The sequence below is a fragment of the Lysobacter sp. BMK333-48F3 genome, assembly GCF_019733395.1.
Lineage (GTDB): Bacteria > Pseudomonadota > Gammaproteobacteria > Xanthomonadales > Xanthomonadaceae > Lysobacter.
Genome location: NZ_JAIHOO010000001.1, coordinates 2023879 through 2050000, shown reverse-complemented (window position 1 = coordinate 2050000; position 26122 = coordinate 2023879). Strand labels below are relative to the sequence as shown.

General features: G+C 70.6%; 24 protein-coding genes and 1 pseudogene (1 of these 25 cut by a window edge). 13 read left to right on the top strand and 12 right to left on the bottom strand.

The genetic code is table 11. From position 1 onward, the window contains the following. Positions 1-519 carry the beginning of a tyrosine--tRNA ligase gene (tyrS, locus tag K4L06_RS08630; protein WP_221671013.1) on the bottom strand. 711 nt of this gene lie to the left of the window's left edge, so the window shows 519 of its 1230 coding nt (coding positions 1-519); its start codon is at positions 517-519; its stop codon lies off the left edge, out of view. Positions 520-723: 204 nt separating this feature from the next. Between tyrS and K4L06_RS08625 the strand changes: the two genes are divergently transcribed. Together K4L06_RS08625 and K4L06_RS08620 are read left to right on the top strand one after the other, a co-directional pair. Continuing rightward, positions 724-2184 (top strand): M23 family metallopeptidase, encoded by a 1461-nt coding sequence (locus K4L06_RS08625; RefSeq protein WP_221671012.1) that lies wholly within the window; start codon positions 724-726, stop codon positions 2182-2184. Positions 2185-2353: 169 nt separating this feature from the next. Next, on the top strand, positions 2354-3529 hold the full coding sequence (locus tag K4L06_RS08620; RefSeq protein WP_221671011.1) for an anhydro-N-acetylmuramic acid kinase: 1176 nt from the start codon (positions 2354-2356) through the stop codon (positions 3527-3529). Between the two features lie 61 nt (positions 3530-3590). Here K4L06_RS08620 and K4L06_RS08615 read toward each other — a convergent pair whose 3' ends face one another. From K4L06_RS08615 to K4L06_RS08605, 3 genes are all read right to left on the bottom strand, one after another. Continuing rightward, positions 3591-3920, bottom strand: coding sequence for a hypothetical protein (locus K4L06_RS08615; RefSeq protein ID WP_221671010.1), 330 nt, complete (start codon positions 3918-3920; stop codon positions 3591-3593). A gap of 139 nt (positions 3921-4059) precedes the next feature. Beyond that, positions 4060-5469: an MFS transporter gene (locus K4L06_RS08610; protein WP_221671009.1), complete on the bottom strand. Its 1410-nt coding sequence runs from the start codon at positions 5467-5469 to the stop codon at positions 4060-4062. Beyond that, positions 5459-6232, bottom strand: a complete 774-nt coding sequence (locus K4L06_RS08605; protein WP_221671008.1) for an exodeoxyribonuclease III — start codon at positions 6230-6232, stop codon at positions 5459-5461. Before K4L06_RS08605 ends, K4L06_RS08610 begins: the two co-directional genes overlap by 11 nt. Before the next feature lie 59 nt (positions 6233-6291). Between K4L06_RS08605 and K4L06_RS08600 the strand changes: the two genes are divergently transcribed. From K4L06_RS08600 to K4L06_RS08590, 3 genes are all read left to right on the top strand, one after another. Then, a complete protein-coding gene (locus tag K4L06_RS08600; protein WP_221671007.1) occupies positions 6292-6870 on the top strand; it encodes a GNAT family N-acetyltransferase in 579 nt (192 codons plus the stop codon). After that, positions 6867-7529 (top strand): orotate phosphoribosyltransferase, encoded by a 663-nt coding sequence (gene pyrE, locus K4L06_RS08595; protein WP_221671006.1) that lies wholly within the window; start codon positions 6867-6869, stop codon positions 7527-7529. The genes K4L06_RS08600 and pyrE overlap by 4 nt, the downstream gene beginning before the upstream one ends. Positions 7530-7655: 126 nt before the next feature. Continuing rightward, positions 7656-8306: a hypothetical protein gene (locus tag K4L06_RS08590; protein ID WP_221671005.1), complete on the top strand. Its 651-nt coding sequence runs from the start codon at positions 7656-7658 to the stop codon at positions 8304-8306. A 108-nt stretch (positions 8307-8414) separates the two neighbouring features. On the opposite strand, the gene K4L06_RS08585 is transcribed toward K4L06_RS08590, so the two are convergent. From K4L06_RS08585 to coaBC, 3 genes and pseudogenes are all read right to left on the bottom strand, one after another. Then, complete coding sequence (locus K4L06_RS08585) at positions 8415-10730, bottom strand: phosphomannomutase/phosphoglucomutase (protein WP_255595023.1); 2316 nt, start codon at positions 10728-10730, stop codon at positions 8415-8417. A 165-nt stretch (positions 10731-10895) separates the two neighbouring features. Then, positions 10896-11354: a dUTP diphosphatase gene (gene dut / locus K4L06_RS08580; protein ID WP_221671004.1), complete on the bottom strand. Its 459-nt coding sequence runs from the start codon at positions 11352-11354 to the stop codon at positions 10896-10898. 105 nt (positions 11355-11459) lie between these two features. After that, positions 11460-12691 (bottom strand): annotated as a pseudogene (gene coaBC, locus K4L06_RS08575) (bifunctional phosphopantothenoylcysteine decarboxylase/phosphopantothenate--cysteine ligase CoaBC). A 176-nt stretch (positions 12692-12867) separates the two neighbouring features. On the opposite strand from coaBC, the gene radC reads away from it, so the two are divergent. From radC to K4L06_RS08555, 4 genes are all read left to right on the top strand, one after another. Further along, positions 12868-13542: a DNA repair protein RadC gene (radC, locus tag K4L06_RS08570; protein WP_221671003.1), complete on the top strand. Its 675-nt coding sequence runs from the start codon at positions 12868-12870 to the stop codon at positions 13540-13542. A gap of 236 nt (positions 13543-13778) precedes the next feature. Continuing rightward, positions 13779-15467 carry an arginine--tRNA ligase gene (gene argS / locus K4L06_RS08565; protein ID WP_221671002.1) on the top strand — a complete coding sequence of 563 codons (1689 nt, stop codon included), beginning with the start codon at positions 13779-13781 and terminating at the stop codon, positions 15465-15467. After that, complete coding sequence (locus K4L06_RS08560; RefSeq protein ID WP_221671001.1) at positions 15468-16430, top strand: SPOR domain-containing protein; 963 nt, start codon at positions 15468-15470, stop codon at positions 16428-16430. A 327-nt stretch (positions 16431-16757) separates the two neighbouring features. Further along, a complete protein-coding gene (locus tag K4L06_RS08555) occupies positions 16758-17171 on the top strand; it encodes a hypothetical protein (RefSeq protein WP_221671000.1) in 414 nt (137 codons plus the stop codon). Positions 17172-17222: 51 nt separating this feature from the next. On the opposite strand, the gene K4L06_RS08550 is transcribed toward K4L06_RS08555, so the two are convergent. The 3 genes from K4L06_RS08550 to speA form a co-directional block, all read right to left on the bottom strand. Then, positions 17223-18110 (bottom strand): NAD(P)-dependent oxidoreductase, encoded by an 888-nt coding sequence (locus K4L06_RS08550; protein ID WP_343225743.1) that lies wholly within the window; start codon positions 18108-18110, stop codon positions 17223-17225. A gap of 162 nt (positions 18111-18272) precedes the next feature. Beyond that, positions 18273-18527, bottom strand: coding sequence for a YciI family protein (locus K4L06_RS08545; RefSeq protein WP_221670998.1), 255 nt, complete (start codon positions 18525-18527; stop codon positions 18273-18275). Between the two features lie 9 nt (positions 18528-18536). Next, positions 18537-20426 (bottom strand): arginine decarboxylase, encoded by a 1890-nt coding sequence (gene speA, locus K4L06_RS08540; protein WP_221670997.1) that lies wholly within the window; start codon positions 20424-20426, stop codon positions 18537-18539. Positions 20427-20748: 322 nt separating this feature from the next. Between speA and speE the strand changes: the two genes are divergently transcribed. Continuing rightward, entirely contained in the window at positions 20749-21600 is an 852-nt protein-coding gene (speE, locus tag K4L06_RS08535) for a polyamine aminopropyltransferase (protein ID WP_221670996.1), read from the top strand. Between the two features lie 396 nt (positions 21601-21996). Here the strand turns inward: speE and K4L06_RS08530 are convergent, their stop codons facing one another. Further along, positions 21997-22980: a YeiH family protein gene (locus K4L06_RS08530; RefSeq protein ID WP_221673565.1), complete on the bottom strand. Its 984-nt coding sequence runs from the start codon at positions 22978-22980 to the stop codon at positions 21997-21999. Between the two features lie 175 nt (positions 22981-23155). Between K4L06_RS08530 and K4L06_RS08525 the strand changes: the two genes are divergently transcribed. Next, the gene (locus tag K4L06_RS08525) at positions 23156-24079 is read left to right on the top strand and encodes a LysR substrate-binding domain-containing protein (protein ID WP_221670995.1); all 924 of its coding nucleotides are present in this window, start codon (positions 23156-23158) and stop codon (positions 24077-24079) included. Between the two features lie 322 nt (positions 24080-24401). On the opposite strand, the gene K4L06_RS08520 is transcribed toward K4L06_RS08525, so the two are convergent. Next, positions 24402-24740: a P-II family nitrogen regulator gene (locus tag K4L06_RS08520; protein ID WP_221670994.1), complete on the bottom strand. Its 339-nt coding sequence runs from the start codon at positions 24738-24740 to the stop codon at positions 24402-24404. Positions 24741-25093: 353 nt separating this feature from the next. On the opposite strand from K4L06_RS08520, the gene K4L06_RS08515 reads away from it, so the two are divergent. Together K4L06_RS08515 and K4L06_RS08510 are read left to right on the top strand one after the other, a co-directional pair. Next, complete coding sequence (locus tag K4L06_RS08515; RefSeq protein ID WP_064746192.1) at positions 25094-25360, top strand: accessory factor UbiK family protein; 267 nt, start codon at positions 25094-25096, stop codon at positions 25358-25360. Positions 25361-25515: 155 nt separating this feature from the next. Further along, complete coding sequence (locus tag K4L06_RS08510; RefSeq protein WP_221670993.1) at positions 25516-25899, top strand: hypothetical protein; 384 nt, start codon at positions 25516-25518, stop codon at positions 25897-25899. Positions 25900-26122: the final 223 nt, after the last annotated feature.

The window sequence follows — 26122 nt, the reverse complement described above, 5'->3', positions numbered from 1 at the left end:
GAATTCATGGATCGCGATCGGCTGCTGGGCGGCGTAGCGCTTGGCGAAGTCGTCGCGCTCGAGCATGCGCGCGACGGTGTGCTGGGCCGCCAGCTTGATCATGTCGGCCGCGCCCATCTGCCCGAACCACTCGGAATTGAAGCGGACCTCGGTGCGCTCCTTGTCCAGCACCTTGAACACCTGGTCGGCGTAGGTCTGGGCGTTGGCGAGCACGTCCTCGCGGGTCAGCGGCTTGCGGGTGACGTTCTTGCCGGTCGGGTCGCCGATCATCCCGGTGAAGTCGCCGATCAGGAAGATCACCTGATGGCCCAGGTCCTGGAACTGGCGCATCTTGTTGAGCAGGACGGTGTGGCCGATGTGCAGATCGGGCGCAGTCGGGTCGAAGCCGGCCTTGATCCGCAACGGGCGGCCGCCCGCCTTCATGGACGCGCTGAGGCGCGCCTCGAGCTCGTCGCGCTTGAGGATTTCGTCGGCGCCGCGGGCGATCAGATCGAGGGCTTCTTGTACGGATGTGGACACGGGGGAACTCTAAGAGGGACTCGTCGGTCGGCCGCGGCCGCGCTTTGCGCAATCGGTCACGGATTCAGGTTAATTGGGAGTTAAACGAAAACCGCCTCGTTCGATGCGAAAACCCCATTCAGCTCAAGGGTTTGACGCGTAGAACTCGCGTGACTATGGTAACGCCGCAACGCGGCCTTCACACCTCGCACGAGGCATCGACCCATGACAGTACCCGAGCAGGCTTCCAGTGTGGGCGCCGAACGACGCGAACGCCTGAAAGCCCTGCGCGAGGCCGCGCTCCGACGCCCCGTGCTGGCGCGTCATATTTCCGATGGTTTCAACGGCCGCTGGTCCGGCCGGCAGTGGGTCCAGGCCGGTCTGTTCGCGACCCTGGGCATGATGGTCGCGGCGATCGTGCCGGGCTTCAGCCAGCCGGCGCCGACCCTGCGCGCCCACGAGCCGCGCCAGTCGCTGGCGCTGGCACTGCCGCCGCTGCCGTTGGCGCGGGTGCGCGGCCAGGACGGCGACAGCTGGCAACTGGTCCGGGTCGGCCGCGGCCAGACCCTGGGCTCGGTGTTCGAGGAACTGGAGATCCCGGCCTCGACCATGCAGAAGATTCTCGCCCAGCCCGGCGCCAAGGACGCGCTGACGCGGATGAAGCCGGGCACCGAACTGGCGTTCGACATGCCGGTCGACGGCAGCCTGCGCACCTTCCGCTACGACCGCGACGATAGCCACCGCATCGAGCTGAGCATCGCCGGCGACGAGATCTCGCAGAAGGTCATCAACCGCCCGACCGAGACCCGCACCGTGGTGCTCAGCGGCAAGGTCGGCAAGTCGCTGTTCCGGTCGGCGCGCAAGGTCGGCCTGACCCCGGCCAACATCAACACCCTGACCGACGAAATCTTCAAGTACGACATCGACTTCAACGAAGACGTCGGCGCCAACGACCGTTTCAGCGTGGTGGTCGAACAGACCTGGCGCGAGGGCGAACTGCTCAAGACCGGCCCGGTGCTGGCCGCGACCTTCACCAGCGACGGCAAGCTGCACACCGGCTTCCGCTTCGAGCGCGGCGGCAAGGCCGAGTACTTCACCGGCGACGGCCGTCCGCTGAAGAAGAGCTTCATCCGCATGCCGATTCCCTATGCCCGGCTGACCTCGGGCTTCGGTTCGCGCCGCCACCCGGTGCTGGGCCGGATCCGCATGCACACCGGCGTCGATTACGCCGCCGGCACCGGTACCCCGATCATGGCCGCCGGCGACGCGCGGGTGCAGTTCATCGGCTGGAAGGGCGGCTACGGCCGCGCGGTGATCCTCGACCACGGCCGCGGCTACACCACCCTGTACGGGCACATGTCGAACTTCGGCCGGGTCAAGCCGGGCCAGCGCATCGGCCAGGGCACGGTGATCGGCTACGTCGGCAGCTCGGGCCTGGCCACCGGCCCGCACCTGCATTACGAATTCCGCATCAACGGCGTGCACCGCAATCCGCTGTCGGTCACCATGCCGCCGCCGGAGCCGCTGAGCGGCATGGCGCTGGCCCAGTTCCGCACCCAGACCAGCGTCGCCCTGGCGCGGATCCGCCAGGTCGAGAACATCATCTACGCCGATGCCGGCCCGGCGCCGGCGGCCGCGCCGGCCAAGACGGTGGCGGCGGCGAAGAAGAAGACCACGCGCGCCTGAGCGGCCGCGGCGCGCGCGCAGCGAGAGCCTCTTCGGAGGCTCTTTTGCTTTGCGCGAGTTGCTAGGCTGGATGAGGGCAATCCGGAGAGGCGCGCTGTGACAGAAGATCTTTCGACCCGGTCCGACACCGGCGCGGCTTCACCGCCTTCAGGCCTTCGGGAGTTTCGCCGTGGCTGAGAACTCTTCGACCCGGTCCGACGCCGGCGCAGGCCTACCGCCTTCAGGCCTTTATCTTGGACTGATCTCCGGCACCAGCGCCGACGGGATCGACGCGGCGCTGGTGCGTTTCGCGGCCGGCACGCCGACCCGTTGCGAGCTGGTGCTGGGCCGTACCTATGCCTGGGAGGCGGGCCTGCGCGAACGCCTGGTCGAACTCGGCCAGGGCGGCGATGCTCGCTCGCTGGAAGAGCTGGGCACGCTCGACGTGCAGGTCGCGCAGGCCTTCGCCGACGCGGCGACGGCGCTGATCGGCGAAGCCGGCGTGGCCGCGGACGCGGTCGCCGCGCTGGGGTCGCACGGCCAGACCGTGCGCCATCGCCCGGCCGGCGCCGGCTACGACGGCCGCCATCCCTTCACCTGGCAGATCGGCGACGGCGCGGTGATCGCCGAGCGCAGCGGCATGACCACGGTGGCCGACTTCCGCCGCCGCGATGTCGCCGCCGGCGGCCATGGCGCGCCGCTGATGCCGGCCTTTCACGCCGCCCTGCTGCACGACCCGGGCGAAGACCGGGCCGCGCTGAACCTGGGCGGCATCGCCAATTTCACCCTGCTGCCGGCGCGCGGCGAGGTGCGCGGCTTCGACACCGGGCCGGCCAACTGCCTGCTCGACGCCTGGGCGCTGCGCCACCTAGGCACGCCCTACGATGCCGACGGGCGCTTCGCCGCCTCCGGCACGGTCGATGCCGGGCTGCTCGCGCGCTTGTGCGGCGAGCCCTGGTTCGCCGAGCCGCCGCCCAAGAGCACCGGCCGCGAGCAGTTCCACCTGCCCTGGCTGCAGGCGCAGCTGCGCGGCGACGAGGCGCCGCAGGACGTGCAGGCGACCCTGCTCGAGCTCAGCGCGGTCACCGTCGCGCAAGCGCTGCTCGCGCACCAGCCGGCGACCCGGCGGGTGCTGGCCTGCGGCGGCGGGGTGCGCAACGGCGCCCTGCTGGCGCGGATCGCGGCGCACCTGCCCGGAACGACGGTGGAATCGACTGCGGCCTACGGCCTGGACCCGGATTTCGTCGAGGCGATGGGCTTCGCCTGGCTGGCGCGGCAGACCCTGGCCGGGCTGCCCGGCAACCTGCCCAGCGTGACCGGCGCGCGCGGCCTGCGCGTGCTCGGCTGCGTGCATCCGGCGGCCTGATCAGCCGTCTGACTGAGTGGGACTGTGGGTTCGCGGCCTGGCGCCGCGGACCGGCGCGGGCTCAGGCCGGATCGCGGTCGAGGCGGAACTCGTCCAGCAGTTCCAGCCCGCTCAGGTCCGGGCCGAGGGTCTTGGGCGCGACCGGATCGGCGCGGCCGATCTTGGAGAAGCCCGGGTCGCTGGGAATGCCCTCCAGCGCCGCGATCGCTTCCTGCAGCGCGACCGAGTCGTGGTCGTTGAAACGGCCGACCATCTCGGCCTCGACCGCGAACAGACCGCTCTCGATCAGGTACAGCGCGGTCCGCGGCAAGCTCCAGCCGCGCGCTTCCGCGACCCGGCGGACACGGTCGGCCAGCACGCTATCGAGATTGTGGAGAATGATGTCGGTCACTGCCGGGAAAGGTGCCACCGCACACTGGTGACCGCAACACAAAGTTGGCGGATTCGTGTTCAGGTACTCGACTGTCGCCGTCGGGGCGCCGTTCCGGCACCGCCTCGCCGCCGCTTCGGCAAGGCGGCGGGCGAGCCGTTCAGCCGCCTTGCGCGACGGCGGCGGGCGGCCGGCGCAACGCCAGCACGGCGCACAGCACCAGGGCCGGCAGGCCGATCAGCGCGGTGCCGACGAAGAACAGCGAATAGGCCTCGAGCAGGCTGCGGTCCAGCGCCAGATGCTCCACCGCCACCCCGGACAGTCCCTTGAGCAGCTTGCCGAGCAAGGCATAGAACGAGCTCAGCAGGGCGTATTGGGTGGCGGTGTAGCCGACGTTGGTCAGGCTCGACATGTAGCCGACCAGGGCCACCCCGGCGTAGCCGTTGCAGAAGTTGTCGATCACCATCGCCGCGGTGAACACGCCGGGGTCGTTGCCGTGCACGGCCAGGTAGGCGAAGGCCAGGTTCGAGCCCGGGCCGAGCACCGCGCCGGCCAGCAGGGTTGGGACGAAGCCGAAGCGCACCGCGGTCAGGCCGGCCACGGCGACGCCGGCGATGGTCGCGACCAGGCCGAACGAGCCACGCACCGCGCCGACGGTTTCCTTGGCCACGCCCAGGTCGGCGTAGAACGGATTGGCCATCGGCCCGAACAGGAAATCCGGCAGGCGGTACAGGCTGATGGTCAGCAGCATCAGCAGGGCCCACTGGCCGTGCTGGCGGAAGAAGGCCACGAACGGGCCGACCACCGCGTCGAACAGGCCCTGGACCGAGAACAGCGCCGGGTGCGGCGTGGCCGCGGCCTGCAGCGAAGCGGCCGGCTCGCGCGCGGCCAGGGTCGCCAGCACGCCGACGCCCATCAGCACCGCCATCGCGCCGTAGGACAGCGACCAGCCGGCCTGCGCGGCCAGGATCAGGATCAGCGAGTCGGTGACCAGCAACGCGCCGCGGTAGCCCAGGGTCGAGGTCGAGGTCAGCAGGCCCTGCTGCTCGGGGCTGGAGGCGCTCTCGATGCGCCAGGCATCGATGACGATGTCCTGGGTCGCCGAGGCGAATGCGACCACCAGCGCCAGCGCGCCGAACACCAGCAACTGGTTCAGCGCCACCCCGCCGAGCAGCAGCTGGCCCTGGCGCGGCTCGACCAGGGCCATGCCGATCAATGCTGCGGCGGCGACCGCCTGGCTCAGCAGCATCCAACCGCGGCGCCGGCCCAGCCAGCGCCCGAGCAGCGGCGCGTCGAGCTTGTCGACCAGCGGCGCCCAGAGGAATTTCAGCGAATAGGCCAGGCCGACCCAGGACAGGAAGCCGATCGTCGACAACTCGATGCCGTTCTCGCGCATCCAGAAGCCGAGGGTGTTGCCGACCAGGTAGATCGGGATGCCCGAGCTGAACCCGAGCAACAGCATCACCAGCACCTTGGGCTCGCGCAGGTTGGCCAGCACCAGGCGCCAACCCTTGCGCGCCGGCGCCGGCGCCGGCGCGCGCGCGCCCGCGGCGCCGGCCTCAGACGTCATAGTCGACGACGAACGGGGCGTGGTCGGAGAAGCGCGGCTCCTTCAGGATCGAGCAACCGCGCAGCCGCTCGCGCAGGCTGGGGGTGGCGAACTGGTAGTCGATCCGCCAACCCACGTCGTTGGCGCGCGCCGCGCCGCGGTTGCTCCACCAGGTGTAGTCCTGGCCTTCGGCCTTGAGCGTGCGGTAGGCATCGACCCAGCCGCTGTCGTCGGCGCACACGCCGTTGAGCCAGTCGCGCTCGGGCGGCAGGCAGCCGGAGTTCTTCTGGTTGCTGGTCCAGTTCTTGATGTCCAGGCGGCTGCGCACGATGTTCCAGTCGCCGCACAGCACGTAGTCGCGGCCGCTGGCCAGCCACTGGTCGAGAATGGGCTTCAGCCATTCCATGACCTCGAACTTGAAGCCCTGGCGCAGCTCGCCGGAGGAACCGGACGGAATGTAGAACGAGACCACGCTGAGGTTGCCGTAGCGCGCCTCGATGTAGCGGCCCTCGTCGTCGAACGGGGCCCAGCCCAGTGCGGTGCGGACCTCGTCCGGCTCGCGCCTGGAGTAGATCGCCACGCCGCTGTAGCCCTTCTTGGTGATCGCGTCGCGGAAGAAGGCGCGGTAGCCGTCGGGGAGGAATTGCGGGCCGGCGAGTTGGTGTTCCTGGGCCTTGGTTTCCTGAACGCAGAGCACGTCGGCGTCCTGGGTCTTGAACCAATCGAAGAAGCCCTTGGTCGCGGCCGAGCGCAGACCGTTGGCGTTGAAGCTGATGATGCGCATGCGCGCTCCACGTCAGGGGTGCGGGGATCATAACAACGGGCACGGGTATCATGCCGGCCATGTCCTCGCCCACGGCCTTCCCGACCGCCCCGCCGCCGGCGACCGCCGATGCGCCCGTGCGCGTGGCGGCGGTCGACGCCGCGCTGGCGCCGGCGGTGCGCGCGCTGCGGGTCGCGGCGGAGCAATCGCCCTTCGTCGGCGACACCGGCGCCAACCTCGACCAGGCCCTGGCCGACCCGGCCAGCGAAGCGATGGCGATCCTCGCCGGCGAACGGGTGGTCGGCTTCTACCGGCTGGATTTCGCCGCGGCCGCGATCGCCGGCCGGGTCTTCGCCGAGCCCAGCGTCGGCCTGCGCTCCTACCTCATCGACCGCGACGCGCAAGGCCGCGGCTACGGCCGCGCCGCCATCGCCGCCTGTTGCGACGACCTGCGCCGGCGCCATCCGCAGCGGCGCCTGCTGGCCCTGACCGTCAACCTCCGCAATGCCGCCGCCATCGCCGCCTACCGCAAGGCCGGCTTCGCCGACACCGGCGAGCTCTACCTCGGCGGCGACGCCGGCCCGCAGCACCTGATGCTGCTGCGCCTGCAGCCCGAAGCCGCCCCCTCCTCCCCCGACTCCGCCTCCGACGCCCCATGACCGACCACCGCTCCCGCTTCCTGCAACTCGCGCTCCAGGCCCAGGCCCTGCGCTTCGGCGAATTCACCCTGAAATCCGGCCGGGTCAGCCCGTACTTCTTCAACGCCGGCCGGTTCGACTCGGGCGCGGCGCTGTCCGGCCTGGCCGCCTGCTATGCCGACGCGGTGGAGGACGCCGGCCTGCAGTTCGACCTGCTGTTCGGCCCGGCCTACAAGGGCATTCCGCTGGCGACCGCGCTGGGCTGCGAGTACGCGCGCCGCGGCCGCGACCTGCCGCTGGCGTTCAACCGCAAGGAAGCCAAGGCCCACGGCGAGGGCGGCACCCTGATCGGCGCGCCCCTGGCCGGCCGCCGGGTGCTGATCGTCGACGACGTGATCACCGCCGGCACCGCGATCCGCGAAGCGCTGGGCCTGATCGGCGCGGCCGGCGGCGAAGTCGCCGGGATAGTGATCGCCCTGGACCGCCAGGAAGCCGTGGACCCGGCCCAATCCCGACGCTCGGCGGCAGAAACTGTCGCAATCGAACACGCTCTGCCGGTGGTCGCGATCGCCAGCCTCGACGATCTGCTGGCCTTCACCGGCGAAAGCGCGGAGTTCTCCACGCAACGCGAACGCCTGCTGGCCTACCGTGCCGCCTACGGCCGCGGCGACGCGGCCTGAGTCCGGTCCGCGGCGGCGTCGCGCACCGAAATCGTGACGCAAGCCGCGGTCGCCTGCGGCCCGCATGGCCCGACTCTTGCTTGGCTTTGCTCGAATGACCGCGGGTCCCGACGGTACGAGGGCGCTATGAACCGAATCCCATCCCTGACCGCGACTGCCGTGCTGCTGGCGCTGGCCTTGCCGTTCGCCGTCGGCGCCCAGCAAGCGGCTCCGAAGAAGAAGCTGTACTGCTGGAACGAAGGCGGCCGCAAGGTCTGCGGCGACGCCTTGCCGGCCACCGCGGTCGACAGCGCGCGCACCGAGATCAGCTCGCGCAGCGGTCTGCCGCTGAGCCAGGTCGGGCGCGCCCTGACCCCGGAAGAGCGCCTCGCCGCCGACCAGGCCGCGCGCGCGGCGCGCAGCGCGGCCCTGGCGGAAGAGGCGAAGAAGCGCCGCGACCACGCCATGGCCGAGTCGTATTCGACCGAGGAAGAGCTGCGCAATTCTTTCCAGGAGCGGATCATCCTGCTCGACGAGACCGTCAAGGCCTCCCAGCTCGGCATCGAGGGCCGTCGCCAGACCCTGCTGAGCCTGCTGCGCAAGGCCGGCGAGGCCGAACTGGGCAGCAAGCCGGTCGACAAGTCGCTGGCCGACAACATCCGCCACCAGCACGACGAACTGCTGCGCCAGCAGGACCTGCTCAAGCAGCAACTGGTCGAGCGCAGCCTGGCCGACGAGGACCTGGCCACCGCCCTGCAGCGCTACCAGTCGATGCGCAAGCGTCCAGGCCAGGGCTGAGCCGCCCACGCCGGCGGCCGCGATCGCTCGCCGACGCCGGCCCCGAAACGAAAAACGCCGCGGCAGGGCCGCGGCGTTTTTCGTTTGTCCGCCGGGCGGTGGCGCCGCTTAGAACGGCAGCACCAGGTCCGGCTTGAGCGCCAGCAACTGCTCGCGGAACGCATCCTGGATCCGCTTCAGCGCATCGGCGCTGTCGGCGTCGAAGCGCATCACCAGGACCGGCGTGGTGTTGGACGCGCGCACCAGGCCCCAGCCGTCGCTGAAGTCGACCCGCAGACCGTCGATGGTCGACAGCCGCGCGCCTTCGAAGCTGGCCTCGTTGCGGAAGCGCTCGACGAAGCTGTGCGGGTCGCCGTTCGGCGCGTCGACCTTGATCTCCGGGGTCGAGACGCCGTTGGGCAGGGCGTTGAGGGTCTCGCTCGGGCTCTGCGGCTGGGCGGCGAGGATTTCGAGCAGCCGCGCGGCCGAGTAGATGCCGTCGTCGAAGCCGTACCAGCGCTCCTTGAAGAAGAAGTGGCCGCTCATCTCGCCGGCCAGTTCGGCGTCGGTCTCGCGCATCTTGGCCTTGATCAGCGAATGCCCGGTCTTCCACATCAGCGGGCTGCCGCCGTGGCGCAGGATATGGCCCGGCAGGCGGCCCGTGCACTTGACGTCGTAGATGATCATCGCGCCCGGGTTGCGCTCCAGCACGTCGGCCGCGAACAGCATCAGCAGGCGATCCGGGAACACGTTCTGGCCGTCGCGGGTGATCACGCCGAGGCGGTCGCCGTCGCCGTCGAAGGCGACGCCCAGGTCGGCGTTGAGCCGGCCGACCATCTTGATCAGGTCGACCAGGTTGTGCGGCTCGCTCGGGTCGGGGTGGTGATTGGGGAATTCGCCGTCGATCTCGCAGTACAGCGGGGTCACTTCGGCGCCGATCGCCGCCAGCACCCGCGGGCCGATGTCGCCGGCGACGCCGTTGCCGGCATCGATCACGACTTTGAGCGGACGGTCGATCTGGATGTCCGAGGCGATGCGCTGGACGTAGTCCTCGGAAATATCGCGATGAGTCAGTTGGCCCGGCTCGGACGCGGTGTACAGGCGGCGGCCGACGATGCGGCGGTACAGATCGGTGATGGCGTCGCCGGACAGGGTTTCGCCGCCGACCACGATCTTGAAGCCGTTGTAGTCCGGCGGATTGTGGCTGCCGGTGACCGAAACGCAGGAACCGGCGCGCAGGTGGTAGGCGCCGAAATAGACGACCGGCGTCGGTGCCATGCCGACGTCGACGACGTTGCGCCCGGCCTTGCGCAGGCCGGCGATCAGGCCTTCGATCATCGACGGGCCCGACAGGCGGCCGTCGCGGCCGACCACGATCTCGCTGTGCCCCTGTTCCTGCATCACCGTGCCGATGGCGTGGCCGATCTGCTCGGCGACGCCCTGATCGAGGCTGCGTCCGACCACGCCGCGGATGTCGTAGGCGCGGAAGATGCCCGGGTCGACGGCCAAGGGGCCGGTAGCGGCGGCTTGCGGGGATTGGGTCACGTCGGAGGCATCCGTCGGCTGGGGAGAGGCCGACATGGTCTCAGCCAGCGTCTGAACCGGGCCTTCGTCCACCACCGGCGGCGGCGCATTGAAGCGTTGACGCAGGCGCGCGAGCACGAACCCGAGCACGGCCAGGATCACCGCGGCGACGAAGCAGGGAATCGCGCCCAGGCCGAACGGGCCGCCGGCCACGTCCGGGACCGCCGCGGCCACGCGCAGGTCGCTGCCGGGAATCTTCGCCGCCAGCGCTTCGGCGCCGTTGCCGAGCCCGGTGTCGCCGCGCTCGATCGCGCTGAAGCCGCCCTGGCGCAGGGCCAGATAGCTGCTGCCGTCGATCGGCGCGCTCTCCAGCGCGGCGCTGATGCGCTGCAAGGGCAGCTGCAGATACGCCACGCCGATCAGTTGTTCGCCGACCCGGGCCGGCGCCGCCAGCGCCAGCACCGATTTGCCGCCGTCGCGCACGATCGACGCCATCGGCTTGTCGGCGACCATCGCCGCTTCCATCGCCGCGAGCCGGCCGTAGCTGCCCTTGGGCAACTGGGCGTAGTCGGAGGCCAGATCCTGGGCCAGCACCTGGCCGTTGCTGGCACCGTCCCAGCCGCGGGTCAGCTGGGCCGAGGCGGCGGCAAAATCGCCGGCCTGCAAGGCGGCCTGCATCTCCGCGGCGGCCAGGCGTTCGCGCAGGCGCTTGTGTTCGACGCCGAGCGCGTTGTGCGCCTCGGTCACCGCCTGGTCGCGCAACTGGCTCACGTCGGCGCGGCGCTGGGTATCGACGTGCTGCTGCACGCCGCTCCAGCCGAACCACAGCGCCAGCACCAGGCTGAGCGCGGCCAACGGCACCAGCGCCGGCTTGAGCTGCGCGGCGTTGATCTGCGGCTTTTCCATCTTCAGATCGACCATTCCAAGATCCTTTCCCCTGTCTGTGCTACGCGCACGACCCGTTCAGTGTGCACCGGAGACGGCGACGGATTCCGTCGACTACGCCTCGCGCCGCGCTCGCGGATCGCGCGCCCCGCACATTCCTAGCAGGTTGCGTGCCAGCGCCGCGCCGACGCCGGACCCGGCTCAGCGCACCCCGGTATGGCCGAAGCCGCCGGCGCCGCGGTCGCTGGTTTCGAACTCGTCCACCACCTGCAGGCTGGCGCGCACGATCGGCAGCACCACCAATTGGGCGATCCGGTCCCCCGGCTGCATCGTAAAAGCCTCGCGGCCCCGATTCCACACGCTGATCAGCAGCGGCCCCTGGTAGTCGGCGTCGATCAGGCCGGTGCCGTTGCCGAGCACGATGCCGTGCTTATGGCCCAGCCCGGAGCGCGGCAGGATCACCGCGCACAGGCCCGGGTCGCCGAGGTGGATCGCCAGGCCCGAGGGCACCAGGGCGGTGTCGCCAGGGTTCAGGACCAGCGCCTGGTCCAGCGCGGCGCGCAGGTCCAGGCCGGCGCTGGCCGCGGTGGCGTAGCTCGGCAGCGGCCATTCGTTGCCGTGGCGGGGGTCGAGGATCTTGATTTCGAGGGTGTGGTGCATCGCGAGCGATCCGCTGGAGAGAAGGAGGAGTCGGCCGGCGCGCCGGGCGCGGCCGGAACGAGGGCCGCGCGCGGCCGCGGCGGGACAGGCGCGCCGGCGCGGCGCTCAGGCCGGCCAGCGTTCCAGGATCAGGTCGAGCAGGCGGTCGGCCAGCTCGGTCTTGGGCGCCGGACCCAGCGCGCGTTCGCCGCCGGTCCAGTACACGGTCAAGGCGTTGTCGTCGCTTTCGAAGCCGCTGCCGGCGACGCCGACACGGTTGGCGGCGATCAGGTCGACGCGCTTCTTCTCCAGCTTGCCGCGGGCGTAGAACTCGACGTCGTGGGTCTCGGCGGCGAAGCCGACCACCAGGGTCGGCCGCTGCGCATGCGCCGCGACCTCGGCCAGGATGTCCGGCGTGCGCACCAGCGCCAGGGTCAGCTGCTCGTCCTTTTTCTTGATCTTGCCCGGAGCGATCTCGGCCGGCGCGTAGTCGGCCACCGCGGCCGCCCCGATGTAGGCGTCGGCCGGCAGCGCACCGATCACCGCCTCGCGCATCTGCCGCGCCGAGCGCACGTCGATCCGCCGCACCCCGGCCGGGGTCGGCAGCGATACCGGGCCGGCGATCAGGGTCACCTCGGCGCCGCGTTGCGCCGCGGCCTGGGCGATGGCGAAGCCCATCTTGCCGCTGCTGCGGTTGCCGATGAAGCGGACCGGATCGATGTCCTCGTAGGTCGGGCCGGCGCTGATCAGCAGCCGGCGCCCGGCCAGATCGCGCCCGTCGGGTCCGGCGCCGCTCATGCGCGGGCTCCGGCCAGCGCGGCGACCAGTTCGTGCGGCTCCAACAGCCGGCCCGGCCCGGACTCGGGCTCGGCCATGCGGCCCTCGCCCGGGCCGAAGAAACTCACCCCGCGGCTGCGCAGGGTGGCGACGTTGGCCTGGGTGGCCGGATGGCCCCACATGCGATGGTTCATCGCCGGGGCGATCGCCACTGGCGCCTCGGAGGCCAGGCACAGGGTGCTGATCAGGTCGTCGGCGAAGCCATGGGCGAGCTTGGCGATCATGTCGGCGGTGGCCGGCGCGATCAGGATCGTTTGCGCCCAGCGCGCCAGTTCGATATGGCCCATCGCCAGTTCGGCGGCCTCGTCCCACAGCGAGCTGCGCACCGGGTGGCCGGACAGAGCTTGGAAGGTCGCGGCGCCGACGAAGCGGGTCGCGTTCTCGGTCATCGCCACGCGCACCTGGGCGCCGGCGTCCTGCAGGCGCCGCACCAGCTCGGCGGCCTTGTAGGCGGCGATGCCGCCGCAGACGCAGAGCAAAATGCGCTGATCGCGCAGCGTCGGTTGGGAATCTGGCGCCATGTTCGGCAGGGGCTCATTCGATGTGGTGCGGACAGCGGACACTGGGCGAGAGGGCGTGATGCGGCCGAGACGGCGGCCGCGTCGGCGTATCCCTACCCCGGCCCGGGCACCTAGCTTACCCGATGCGCCGAATCCGCCCGATGGCCGCCGCGGCCGGCGCCGCCGACCCTGCAGGCATGAGAATCCACGAATGGCCCAGCGCGGAACGGCCGCGCGAAAAGCTCCTCGCCCGCGGCGCCGGCGCCTTGTCCGACGCGGAGCTGCTGGCGATCTTCCTCGGCTCCGGCCTGCGCGGCCAGGACGCGGTCGGCACCGCCCGCGCCCTGCTCGGCGCGCACGGTCCGCTGCGCGAACTGCTCGAACAACCGCCGGCCCAGCTGATGCGCATGCGCGGGATCGGCGCCGCCCGGGCCTGCGCGCTCAAGGCGGCGCTGGAACTGGCCGCGCGCAGCCTGCGCGCCGAACTCGAGCGCGGCGCCGCGCTGTCCGACCCGGGCTCGGCCGGGCTGTACTTCGCCCAACGCCTGCGCGGCCTGCAGCACGAGGTGTTCGCGGCGATGTTCCTGGACGCACGGCATCGGGTGATCGGCTTCGAGGAACTGTTCCACGGCACCGTCGATGGCGCGGAAGTGCATCCGCGCGAGGTCGCCAGGCGCGCCCTGCAACGCAATGCCGCGGCGGTCATCGTCGGCCACAACCACCCCAGCGGCAACGCCGAGCCCAGCCAGGCCGACCGCCAGGTCACCCTGCGGCTGCGCCACGCCCTGTCCCTGGTCGATGTGCGCCTGCTGGATCACTTCGTGGTCGGCGACGGCCGGCCGGTGTCGATGGCCGAGCGCGGCTGGATGTAGGGCGAGAAGCGGGCACGCAGGAGTGGGGAGGGCGCCGAGCGGCAAGTCGGCGGGGCGGCGGGAGTGCGGGGTGCGGCCAGGGAGGAAGCGCCCGGACGGCCGCCGACGGCAGGCCTGGGCCTTCACTCGCCCCTCACTTCCCTGCGCGCGTTTCTGTTTCCGCCGCTGCCGCCCGGGCGCCGGCGGATGCTAGTAAAATGCGCGGTTCCGTAACGCCCGCGAACGCGCCCAATCCCGTGAAAGCCACCCTTCAAGCGCTCGTCGCGCAGGCCATCGACGCCCTGCGCTCCGCCGGCACCCTGCCGGCCGATCTGCCTGCGCCCGATTTCGTCATCGAGCGTCCCAAGACCCGCGCCCAGGGCGACTTCTCCACCAACGCCGCGATGCTGCTGGCCAAGCCGGCGCGGGCCAACCCGCGCGAGATCGCGCAGAAGCTGGTCGACGCGCTGCCCGCCAGCGCCGACATCGCCCGGGTCGAGATCGCCGGGCCGGGCTTCATCAACTTCCACATCGACGAATCCGCCTGGCGCCGCCAGCTCGGCGAGGTGTTCGCCGACGGCGCCGGCTACGGCCGCAACGCCAGCGGCGGCGGCCGCCGCGCCGGGGTCGAGTTCGTCTCCGCCAACCCGACCGGCCCGCTGCACGTCGGCCACGGCCGCGCCGGCGTGATCGGCGACTGCATCGCCCGAGTGCTCGACGCCAACGGCTGGAGCGTGGCGCGCGAGTACTACTACAACGACGCCGGCGTGCAGATCAACAATCTGGCGGTCTCGACCCAACTGCGCGCGCGCGGCTTCAAGCCCGGCGACGAAGCCTGGCCGGAATCGGCCTACAACGGCGACTACATCGCCGACGTCGCCCGCGCCTACCTCGATCGCGCCACGGTCGAGTTCGAGAACCACGCCGTCACCGGCAAGGGCGACATCGACGACCTCGACGCGATCCGCCAGTTCGCCGTGGCCTACCTGCGCCGCGAGCAGAACGAGGACCTGGCCGCGTTCGGAGTCGGCTTCGACGTCTACTTCCTGGAAAGCTCGCTGTACGAGCAGGACAAGGTCGAGGAAACCGTGCGCGAGTTGGTCGCGCACGGCCACACCTACGAGGAAGGCGGCGCGCTGTGGCTGCGCAGCACCGACTTCGGCGACGACAAAGACCGGGTGATGCGCAAGTCCGACGGCACCTACACCTACTTCGTCCCGGACGTCGCCTACCACCTGAGCAAGTGGCAGCGCGGTTACCAGCGCGCGATCACCGAGCTGGGTTCGGACCACCACGGCAGCCTGGCCCGCGTGCGTGCGGGCCTGCAGGCGCTGGACCAGGGCATCCCGCAGGGCTGGCCGGAGTACGTGCTGCACCAGATGGTCACGGTGATGCGCGGCGGCGAGGAAGTGAAACTGTCCAAGCGCGCCGGCAGCTACCTGACCCTGCGCGACCTGATCGACGAAGCCGGCCGCGATGCGGTGCGCTGGTTCCTGGTCGCGCGCAAGCCCGATTCGCAGCTGACCTTCGACATCGACCTGGCGCGCTCGCAATCGCTCGACAACCCGGTCTACTACGTGCAGGTCTCGCATGCGCGCATGTGCGGCCTGATGCGCCAGCTGGGCGAGCGCGGCCTCAGCTACGACCAGGCCGACGGCCTGGCCCAGCCGCTGGACCTGAACGACGCCGCCGCGCACGAGTTGGTGGTCACCCTGCTGCGCTATCGCGACGTGGTCGCCGCCGCCGGACGCGACCTGGAACCGCACCAGATCGCCGCTTATCTGCTGGAATTGGCGCAGACCTTCCAGACGTATTACAACGATCACCAGTTCCTGGTCGACGATGCCCGCCAACGCCATGCGCGCCTGGTCCTGGCGATGGCGACCAAGCAGATCCTGGCGAACGGTCTCGAGCTATTGGGGGTCCAGGCCCCGGAGGTGATGTAAGTGGCAGCACGACGCGGAAAGTCCCAGGCCAAGCGCAACCACCAGAGCAACGAGAGCCTGCCCGGTTGGGCCTGGGGAGTGCTCGGGCTGCTGCTGGGCGTGGTGTTGATCCTGGTCGCGCCGAAGTTCCTCAAGTCCGAAGGCGACGGTTTCTTCCGTCCCCAGCCCAACCCCGACGCGCAGCCGGCGGCGGTGTCCGCCGACGAGGAATCGGTCGCGCCGGAAGGCGACGCGCCGTCTCGGCCGGCCGGCGAGCGCGCCCAGCCCGCCAAGGGCGAGGCGAAGAACGCCGACGCCAAGGACGCCACCGACTACGACTTCTACACCCTGCTGCCGGGCAAGGAAGTCGAGATGAGCGACGCCGAGCTGGCCGCGACCGAGGCCGCCGAGGAACAACGCCGCGCCAACCAGCGCCGCGCCAACCAGGCCGCGACGACCCAGATCGCGGCGAACGGACAGGCCGCGCCGGCGACGGCGACCACGCCGTCGCGTCCGCTGCCGGCGTCGGTCGCGTCCGCGACGCCGACCACCGCCCAACCGGCCCAGAACGCGCCGGCGACGGCGAGCCTGCCCAAGCCGGTCGACACCATCGCCCCGCCGCCGGCGCGGCCCGCCGCCGCCCAGGTCGCCACGGCCACGCCCACCGCAACGGCGCCGAAGCCGCCGGCGGTGTCGGCCAGCCAGGGCGCGTCGGCCAAGCCGGACGCCGCGCTCGCCGCGATCGACGACAAGACCCGCTATCTGCTCCAGGCCGGCGCCTTCCAGGCGTCCGGCCAGGCCGAAGAGATGAAGGCCAAGATCGCCATGCTCGGTCTCGGCGCGCGGGTCGAGTCGGCGCAGATCGGCGGCAAGACCGTGTACCGCGTGCGCATGGGCCCCTACGGCACCGCCGGCGACCTGGCCGAAGCCAAACGCAAGCTCGCCGACGGCGGCCTGCCGGGGATGGCCATCAAGGTCCAGTAAGCAAACGCCGCGGCCACGCGGACGCCGCACAGGCCGGGCCCAGCGCCCGGCCTTTTCGTTTCCGGCCTTCGGCGTTGCGGCCGAGCCCACGACCGCAGGCCGCAGGTTCGAAGTCCGCGCTCGCTGGCGGCGCCGATCGAGCGCGAGCCCGCGGCAAGACGCCGGCGCCGGCGGGCCGCGCCACGCAAATCGCACTGCGAAGGTGACGCCGCACGTCGGCGCAGCGACGCCTTCCGGCAGTGCGCCCGGTCACAGCGCGACGCCGGTCACCTTGAACGTCACATGTGGCCCATTAGACTGCGCCGGCTAGTCGTCGTTGGGGAAGTAATGAACAAGCGCGTATTGAACGGCTGCCTCGGTGCGGCAGGCCTGTTGTTGCTGTTCGCGATGGTCACCAAGCTGTCCGGCCTGGATGCCCGCCAGATGATCGAAACCGGCGCCGGCGCGATCCCGTTGCTGGACATCCTCGCCGCCCTGGTGGCGATGGGGGTCGGCGGAGCGATCGCCCGCCACGCGAATTTCCGCTGGATCGCCCTGTTGCTGATGGTCGCGATGTGGTCGCTGACTCTGTTCGCGGTGGTGTCGATGGCCCTGCCCGACAGCCCGCCGCCGATGCGCACCGTGTTCGGCGCGTTGCGCTACAACGCGATCGCGATCGTGGCGACCGTGATCGCGGCCTTCGCCGGCGCGGTGCTCGGCGAGCGCCTCGGCCTGCGCCGGTTCGGCGCACCGGCGCGTTGAACCCCGCGCGACGCGGCGCCCGTCCGCGCCGCACTCACGCGCCAGCGCGGCTCAGCCGCGCTTGAGGGCGATCAGCGCCGAGGTATCGGCCTCGCCGTAGCCGCGCTCGATCAGCTCGGCGTAATCGGCCAGCGCCTGCTCGATGGTGTTGGTGCGCACGCCGCTGTCGCGGGCCATGCCGTGGACGATGCGCAGGTCCTTGAGCATGTGCAGGCACTTGAAGCCCGGCGCGAACTCGCTGCGCAGCATGGTCTCGCCGCGCTTTTCCAGGAACCAGTTGCCGGCCGCGCCGGCCATCAGGGTCGGCAGCAGCCGCTGCGCGTCCAGGCCCAGCTTCTCGCCCAGCGCCAGGCCTTCGCACACCGCTTCGTTGATTCCGGCCACCAGCACCTGGTTGACCGCCTTGGTCGCCTGGCCGGCGCCGGTCTCGCCCATATGGGTGATGCGCGCGGCATAGGCGCCGATCACCTCGCTGACCCGCTCGAGCTTGGCCGGATCGCCGCCGACCATGATCGACAGCTTGCCGTTGCGCGCGCCCTCGGCGCCGCCGGACACCGGCGCGTCGAGGAAGCCGATGTCGTGCACCGCCAGCAGCGACGCCGCGCGGCGCGCGGTCTCCACCGACACGGTCGAGTGGTCGACCACGATCGCGCCGGGCTTGAGCACCTCGGCCAGCGCGCTGACGTTCTCCAGCACGTCGGCATCGAGCGACACGCACAGCACCACCACGTCGCAATCGGCGAAGTTGGCCGCCGAGCGCGCCGCGCGCACCTCCAGTTCGGCCGCCAAGGCGTCGGCCTTGGCCTGCGTCCGATTGCCGACCGCGGTCAGCACGCCCTTGCCGTGGACGTGCCGCGCCATCGGCGCACCCATCGCTCCCAGACCGATCACCCCTGCTTTCATTTCGACCTTCTGCCCCTGCGGGCGTTTACGTTGCAAAAAACTGAATGGAGCATCGGCTGCGCTATCGGACCGGCCCGCGTCCGCCGCGGCCCGCCGATCTTTTCATGGACGGCGCCGTCGCGCCCGGGTCCGCGGACCGCAGTCGTACGGATACGTGAACGTCTCTGCGTCGATTCGGTGAAACCGGTCCGCCCGCGCTCAGGCCGCCTGCCACTCGAACACGTCGACCCTCGAGGAGCCGGTCAGATGCAGCGGGTCGGTGAAGGCCAGCACCCGCGCCTCGTCGATGTCGCTGGCGCGCAGCACATAGGCGCCGCCGCTCTTGTCGGAAAAGCCGCCGGCCAGTTCCAGCCGGCCCTGCCGGCGCAGATCGTCGAGGAAGTCGCGATGCGGGCCGATCTGCCCGGTGTCGAACTGCGGCAGGCGCATGGCCATGACCAGGTAGCGGTTCATCGTTCGTCCTCAGGCCAACGGCGCGTCGTCGAGATAGGTGTAGCCGGTCAGGCCCGCTTCCAGCGCCTGGTCCAGGCGCTGCGCTTCCTCGGCCGGCAGGTTCGCCGCCGCGACCTTGGCCCGGTAGGCGGCGCGCAGGTCGGCGAGCTTGTAGCCGACGTAATCGAGCATGACGTCGGTGGTGTCGCCGCGGCGCTGCTGCGCCAGCCGGTAGCCGTCGCCGTCGACGCGCACTTCCACCGCGTCGGTGTCGCCGAACAGGTTGTGGATGTCGCCGAGGATCTCCTGGTAGGCGCCGACCAGGAAGAAGCCGAGCCGGTAGCTTTCGCCCGGCTTGAGCGCGTGCAGCGGCAGCGAGCTGTCCAGGCCTTCGCTCTCGACGTAGGTGTCGATCTTGCCGTCGGAGTCGCAGGTCAGGTCGGCGATCACGCCGCGCCGGTCCGGCGCCTCGCCTAGGCGTTCGATCGGCGCGATCGGGAACACCTGGTCGATCGCCCATACGTCCGGCATCGACTCGAACACGCTGAAATTGACGAAGTACTTGTCGACCAGGCGCTCGTTGAGTTCGTCGAGCAGGTCGCGGTGGCTCTTCTCGCCGCCGTCCAGGCGCGCCCGCACCGCATGGGCGATGGCGTAGAACAGATCGTCGATGCGCGCGCGATGGGTCAGGTCGATCTGGCCCAACGCGTACAGCGACAGGCCTTCGCCGTGGTGGTGCTGGGCTTCGTGGAACAGCTCCACCGCCGGGCGCTGGTCGAGTTCGTCGTGGATCTCGCGCAGGTGGCGGATCACCGCCGGCTCGTCGTCGTGCGCCGGCGGCACCCGGCCTTCGGGCGCTTCCTCGATCTCCGAGACGTTGGCGACCAGCACCGCGTGGTGCGCGGTCATCGCCCGGCCGCACTCGGTGACCAGGCGCGGCGGCGCCAGGCCGTATTCCTGGCAGGCTTCGGCCAGCGGCTGGACGATATTGGAGGCGTACTGGTTGACGCCGTAGTTGATCGAGCAATAGCTGCGCGAGCGGGTGCCTTCGTAATCGATGCCCAGACCGCCGCCGACGTCCATGTAGCGCACCTTGGCGCCGAGCTTGGACAGTTCGACGAAATAGCGGGTCGCCTCGCGCATGCCGTTGGCGATGTCGCGCACGTTGGAGATCTGCGAGCCCATGTGGAAATGCAGCAGGCCCAGGCAGTCCTGCAGGCCGTTGTCGCGCAACTGCTTCCACAGGTCCAGCACCTGGCGCGGGCTGAGGCCGAACTTGGCCTTGTCGCCGCCGCTGTTCTGCCACTTGCCGGCGCCGAGCGAGGCCAGGCGCATGCGCACGCCCAGGCCGGGCTTCACCCCCAGGGCCTTGGCTTCCTCGAACACCAGCGCCAGCTCGGACGGCTTTTCGACCACGATATAGGTCTCCATGCCCAGCTTGCGCCCGATCAGGGCCAGGCGAATGTACTCGCGGTCCTTGTAGCCGTTGCAGACGATCAGCCCGCCCGGCCGGCTCAGCGCCAGCACCGCCATCAGCTCGGGCTTGCTGCCCGCTTCCAGGCCGAAGCCTTCGCCGGCGTGCGAGGCCAGGGTGCCGGCCACGCCCTGGTGCTGGTTGACCTTGATCGGGTAGACCGCGGTGTAGCCGCCGGCGTAGTCCCAATCGCGCATGGCCTGGGCGAACGCGGCCTGCAGCTTGCCCAGGCGGTCGCCTAGGATGTCGGGAAAGCGCACCAGCACCGGCAGCTTGGCGCCGGCGGCGCGCGCCGCGTCGACCACCTCGGGCAGGACCACGGTCGGGCCGCGCTCGCCGCGCGGCTTGACCACGATGCGGCCGGCGCCGTCGATGTCGAAATAACCCTCGGACCAATGCGGAATCGAATAGGTCTTGCGGGCCTGATCGAGCGACCAGTCGGACATCGGCGTGCTACCAGCGTACGGGGAGGAACGGGCATTCTAGCGTCGTCGCGCCCCCCGGTCCCGCCCGGAGCGGGCCGATCGCACGGACAATCGCCGGGACAACGGCGCCAGGCGTGCTTTCCCGACTCGCGCGGCCCGCTCGCCCGGCCCGCGGCGCGCCGCCCGGCCGGCGTTCCCGCGCGCGGCCCGGCTCCCTGAACGAGCGGCTTAGGGCGTGGCGGCCGCACTCCCTTACAATATCGCCCCCTCGCCTTCCCGCCGCGCCACCGTCATCGGCGCGGCTTACCCTGGAAGCGCGTCCCGCCACCCGGAATCCATCGGCATGAGCAGCAACACCTCCTGGCACTACGAAAACTTCGACCCGACCGGCTCGTCGATCGGCTATCGGATCACCCGCAAGCTCGACGAGGTGCAGTCGCCGTTCCAGAAGATCGAGATCTACGAGACGACCGACTGGGGCAACCTGATGCTGATCGACGGTGCGGTCATGCTGACCACCCGCGACAACTTCCTCTATCACGAGATGATGTCGCACCCGGCGCTGTTCACCCATCGCGCGCCGAAGAACGTGGTCATCATCGGCGGCGGCGACTGCGGCACCCTGCGCGAAGTGCTCAAGCACGACGGCGTCGAAGAGGCGGTGCAGTGCGACATCGACGAGCAGGTCACGCGCATGGCCGAGAAGTGGTTCCCGGAACTGTGCGACCGCAACGACGACCCGCGCGCGCAGTTGCTGTTCGACGACGGCATTGCCTACATGGCCAACCGCCCGGCCAACAGCGTCGACCTCATCGTGGTCGACTCCACCGACCCGGTCGGCCCGGCCGAAGGCCTGTTCAACAAGGCGTTCTACGACAGCTGCTTCCGCGCCCTGCGCGAGGACGGCATCCTGGTCCAGCAGTCCGAATCGCCGCTGATGCTGCTCAAGCTGATCCAGGAAATGCGCACCGAGATGGGCAAGGCCGGCTTCCAGACCTTCAAGACCCTGCCGTTCCCGCAGCCGTGCTACCCGACCGGCTGGTGGAGCTGCACCCTGGCGCGCAAGAGCGGAGGCTTCGAGTTCCGCCAGGCCGACGCGCAGGCCAAGGGCTTCGCCACCAAGTACTACAACGCCGGCATCCACCAGGGCGCGCTGTCGACCCCGGCCTTCGTCGCCGAAGCGCTGGGCGAATAAGCCCTCGCCCTGCGCCGCAGCGCCACCGCTGCGGCGAGCCGCAAAACAAAGCCCCGCACACGCGGGGCTTTGTTTTATCCGGCTTGGTCTTGTCCGATCCGTTGCCGGGCCGCCCACTTTCGCCGGGCCGCTCCGCTCCACCGCGCCCACGCTCGCGCCCGAAGCCCGACACCATCCAGCCCCCGATACCCGCCTGGGAAATTCCCCCCTTTGAAAAAGGGGGGCCAGGGGGGATTTGCTTCTGCCCCACGCCCAGCAGACAAAGCCCCGCGCAGTCGCTTCACGCCGATACCGAACGACGCAGGCGCCAGCCCCCTTGGGCAAACGGAGCCAACCGCAAGGGAACCGATCGCAAGCGCGCGCGCTTCAGAGGAGCGCGCGTCCCACAGCGGGCGATCAGCCGCCGAACAGCTTCGCCGCGCCGACATTGAGCGCATACCCGCCCAAGGTCAGCACGCCGAACAGGATCGCCGCCAGCAGCATCGGCTTGGCGCCGGCTTGCTTGATCGCACCGACATGGGTGCGCAGGCCCAGCGCCGCCATCGCCATCGCCAGCAGCACGGTGTCGAGCTGCACGATCGCCGCCTTGACCGTGGTCGGCAGCAGATGCAGCGAGTTCAAGCCGCTGACCGCGACGAAGCCGAGCGCGAACCACGGGATCACGATTTTCGAGGCGCGCGAGCCGCCGTCCGCCATGCCGATGCGCGAGGACAGCAGCAACAGGAACGGCGCCAGCAGCATCACCCGCAGCATCTTCTCGATCACCGCCGCCGAGGCCGCGGTCTCGCCGACCGCGCGCCCCGCCACCACCACCTGGGCGACTTCGTGGATGGTCGAACCGGCGTAGACGCCGTAGGCGTGCTCGCTCAGGCCCAGGTACGGATACAGCCACGGGTACACGAACATGCCGACGGTGCCGAACACCACCACCGTCGCCACTGCGACCGACACCTTGTGCGCCTGCGCGCGCACCACCGGCTCGGTCGCCATCACCGCCGCCGCGCCGCAGATCGCGCTGCCGGCGCCGATCAACATCGAAGTCTCGCGGTCGAGCTTGAGCCAGCGCGTGCCCAGCCAGGTCGCCAGACCGAACACGCTCGCCACCACCACCGCGTCGATCGCCAACCCGGCCCAGCCGACCCCGGCGATTTCCTGGAAGGTGACCCGGAAGCCGTACAGGACGATGCCCAGCCGCAACAGCCGCGCCTTGCAGAAGTCCACGCCGCTGCCGGTGGCCGGGGCCAGCGCCGGGAAGAAGGTGTTGCCGGCGGCGATGCCGAGCACGATGGCCAGGGTCAGCGCGCTCAGGCCCAGCCCCTGCAGGGCCGGCAGGCTGGCCAGGCCCATCGCCGCGGCGGCGATCGCCGCGGTCAACGCCAGGCCCGGCCAGAACCCGCGCTGCCGGTGGACCCCAAGGGGCGCGGCGGGGGCGGACGAGGTCGGGTTCAAGGCGGACACGGCGGCAGGCTCCGGCGGAAAGTGCCGCCACGGTAGGCCTGCCCATTCAGGGAGTCCAATACATATAATTCAAGTATCCATGAGCTAGACTCATGCAATGAACCTGCACCTGCTGCGCGTATTCCTGACCGTGGTCGAGCAGCAAGGCTTCTCGCGCGCCGCCGAAGTCTTGTTCGTCAGCCAGTCGGCGGTGTCCAAGGCGGTGCGCGAGCTGGAGCACCAGCTCGACCTGCCGCTGATCGAACGCAGCGGCGGCGACGCCAAAGCGGTGCGCGGAGTGCGCCTGACCGAGCACGGTCGGGCGGTGTTCGAGCATGCGCGGGCGATCTTCGCCCTGGAGCGGATCGCGATCGAAGACGTGCGCGACCGGGTCGAACTGCGCCAGGGCCGGCTGCGCATCGGCGCCAGCACCACGATCGCCGGCTATTGGCTGCCGCAACGGATCGGGCCGTTCGTGCGCCGCCACCCCGGGCTGGCGTTCGAGCTGATGGTCGGCAACACCGAGGAAGTCAGCCGCGCGGTGATCGACTGCGCGGTCGACCTGGGCTTCGTCGAAGGCCGGGTCGAGGATCCGCGCATCGAGTCGACCCTGTGGCGCAGCGAGCCGCTGCGCCTGATCGCCGCCTCCGGCAGCGCGCTCGGCGCCCGCCGCCGGCCGTCGCTGCAGGAACTGGCCCGCCAGACCTGGCTGTTGCGCGAACCCGGCTCGGGCACGCGCCAGGTCGCCGAGTCGCTGTTCGCCGCGCACGCCATCGCCCCGGCGCGGGTGATCGAGATCGGCAGCAACGAAGCGATCGCGCGCGCGGTCGCCGCCGGCGCCGGCATCGCCTTGCTCCCGGAAACCGTGGTCGCCGACCTGGCGACGATGCGCCGGGTACGCACGATAGGCTTCGGCGCCGAGGGCGACGGCATCGACGCCGCGGAGCAGACGCTGAGCCGCCCCCTGTACCGGCTGGAACTGCTCAACCGCCCGCGCGCGCCGGCGCTGCAGGCCTTCCTCGAACACGAGCGCGAAGACTGAGCGCGCCGCCGACCGCCGCATCGCATCCAAACGCGGGGCTACGACGCGCATCGCCGCGCCCAAGGAGCAGGAGCGGCGCCCCACGGGGATTTCCTCCGGTCACCAGCCGCGACCGCGCAACCCCGGCCGCGGAGCTCCTCGCAGCCTGCGAAACCATTGCGCTCAGGCAGGCGCCGCGGCGAACGCGTCCACGCGCGCCCGGCTTCGAAACAAAGCGATCAAGGAACTGACGATTCGCCGGAACGCTTGCGCACGGACCGACCGATCGGCGCCGCCCGCTCCCAGCGCAACGGCATGCAGGAACGATGCCGCAGCAGCGCAGTTACAGCGCGTCGCCGTCCAGCTCGCCGGTGCGGATGCGCACCGCGCGCTCCAGGTCCCAGACGAAGATCTTGCCGTCGCCGATCTTGCCGGTGCCGGCGGCTTTCATGATCGCCTCGACCACGGTCTCGACCTGATCGTCGGTGATCGCGACCTCGAGCTTGATCTTGGGCAGGAAGTCGACCACGTACTCGGCGCCGCGGTAGAGCTCGGTATGGCCCTTCTGGCGGCCGAAGCCCTTGACCTCGGTCGCGGTGATCCCGGCCACGCCGGCTTCGGCCAGCGCCTCGCGCACGTCGTCGAGCTTGAACGGCTTGATCACCGCCATGACCATCTTCATACGCCTGCCTCCACCGCGCCGATTGCGTCCGCCGCGCCCGGATCGGCGCGTCGACTGGCGCGCAGGATAGCGCGCCGGCGCGTCGCGACCTAGCCGCGCAACGCCGGGCCGCCGTCGCGCCTGCGGTCGGACGGCGTTCACATTGCCTGCGCGGCATGCGTCGGAGGATGACAACGGTGGATGAAGACGACGACGAACCGCCCGAGCGGACGCTTGCCGGCCGCGTCGGCGCCGTGATGTAGTGGCCGCCACATTCACTTCGGACTTTTCCCACAGCCCGCCGCGGCCCCGGCCGACGGCGTCGCCCCGGTCCGACGCCGACACTGGCGTCCTGCCGGAGGAGCTCTCCCCTCATGATCGATCTGAACGCCATCGACGACCTCGCCCGCCGCCTCAGCTCCCTGGTTCCGCCAGGCTTGCGCGAAAGCCGCGAGGAACTGCAACAGAACTTCAAGTCGGTGCTGCAGACCGGCCTGTCCAAGCTCGACCTGGTCACCCGCGAGGAATTCGAAGTCCAGCGCGCGGTGCTGCTGCGCACCCGCGAGAAACTCGAAGAACTGCAGCGCACCGTCGCCGAACTCGAAGCCCAGCTCGACAACGCATCCACGCCGCAGCACTGACCGCGGGCCGCCTCGCGCTCGCCGCGACCGATCCGCAGTCCTGCCCGCATGCGGGGCGCCGGCGACGCCGGCGCCCCGCTCCAAGCATCCCAACGTCCATCGCAGCGCGAGCCTCGCGGCCGCCGACTGCTTCGCATCCGTCCCGCCAGGAAGGCATGACCGCTACCGCCGCCCCAGGCCGCACCGATCCGGTCGGCTGGCTGCTCACTCTCGCCATCGTCGCGATCAGCTTCGGTCTGGCCTGGGCCACCAGCGGCCACGACTGGACCCGCATCGACGCCCAGGCCGACCTCTATCCCGACCGCGCCCTGTGCGAACGCATCTGGCCCGGCCGCTGCACGCCTTACGATCGCGAAGGCCGTTACCTGGGCCCGTATTACCAAGGCGCCAGCTACCACCCCGACGGCAGCGTCTCCGCCCCGCCCAGCCAGAGCCAAGGCCGGATCGGCACCGTGGTCAGCCGCGGCGGCCACGGTTGCCATCGCCCCGCCCGCGGCGGTCGGGTCCACGGCGATGCGTCGTTCTGCCGCACCCTGTAACCACGCAGATCAGCATCCGTCGCTGTTGGCAGGAGCGGCGTCAGCCGCGGCCACGGAACGCGCAGAACCGACAACACCAACGCTAATCATCGAAGCGGCGAACGCCGCTCGCGCCAAGCCGCACACCGCGATACGGCATTTTCCGACCGCACTGCAGCGTCCTCGCCGACAGCGGCGAACCGCCATGAGGATCAGACTGCCGCCCTACGTTCTCGGAATCGCG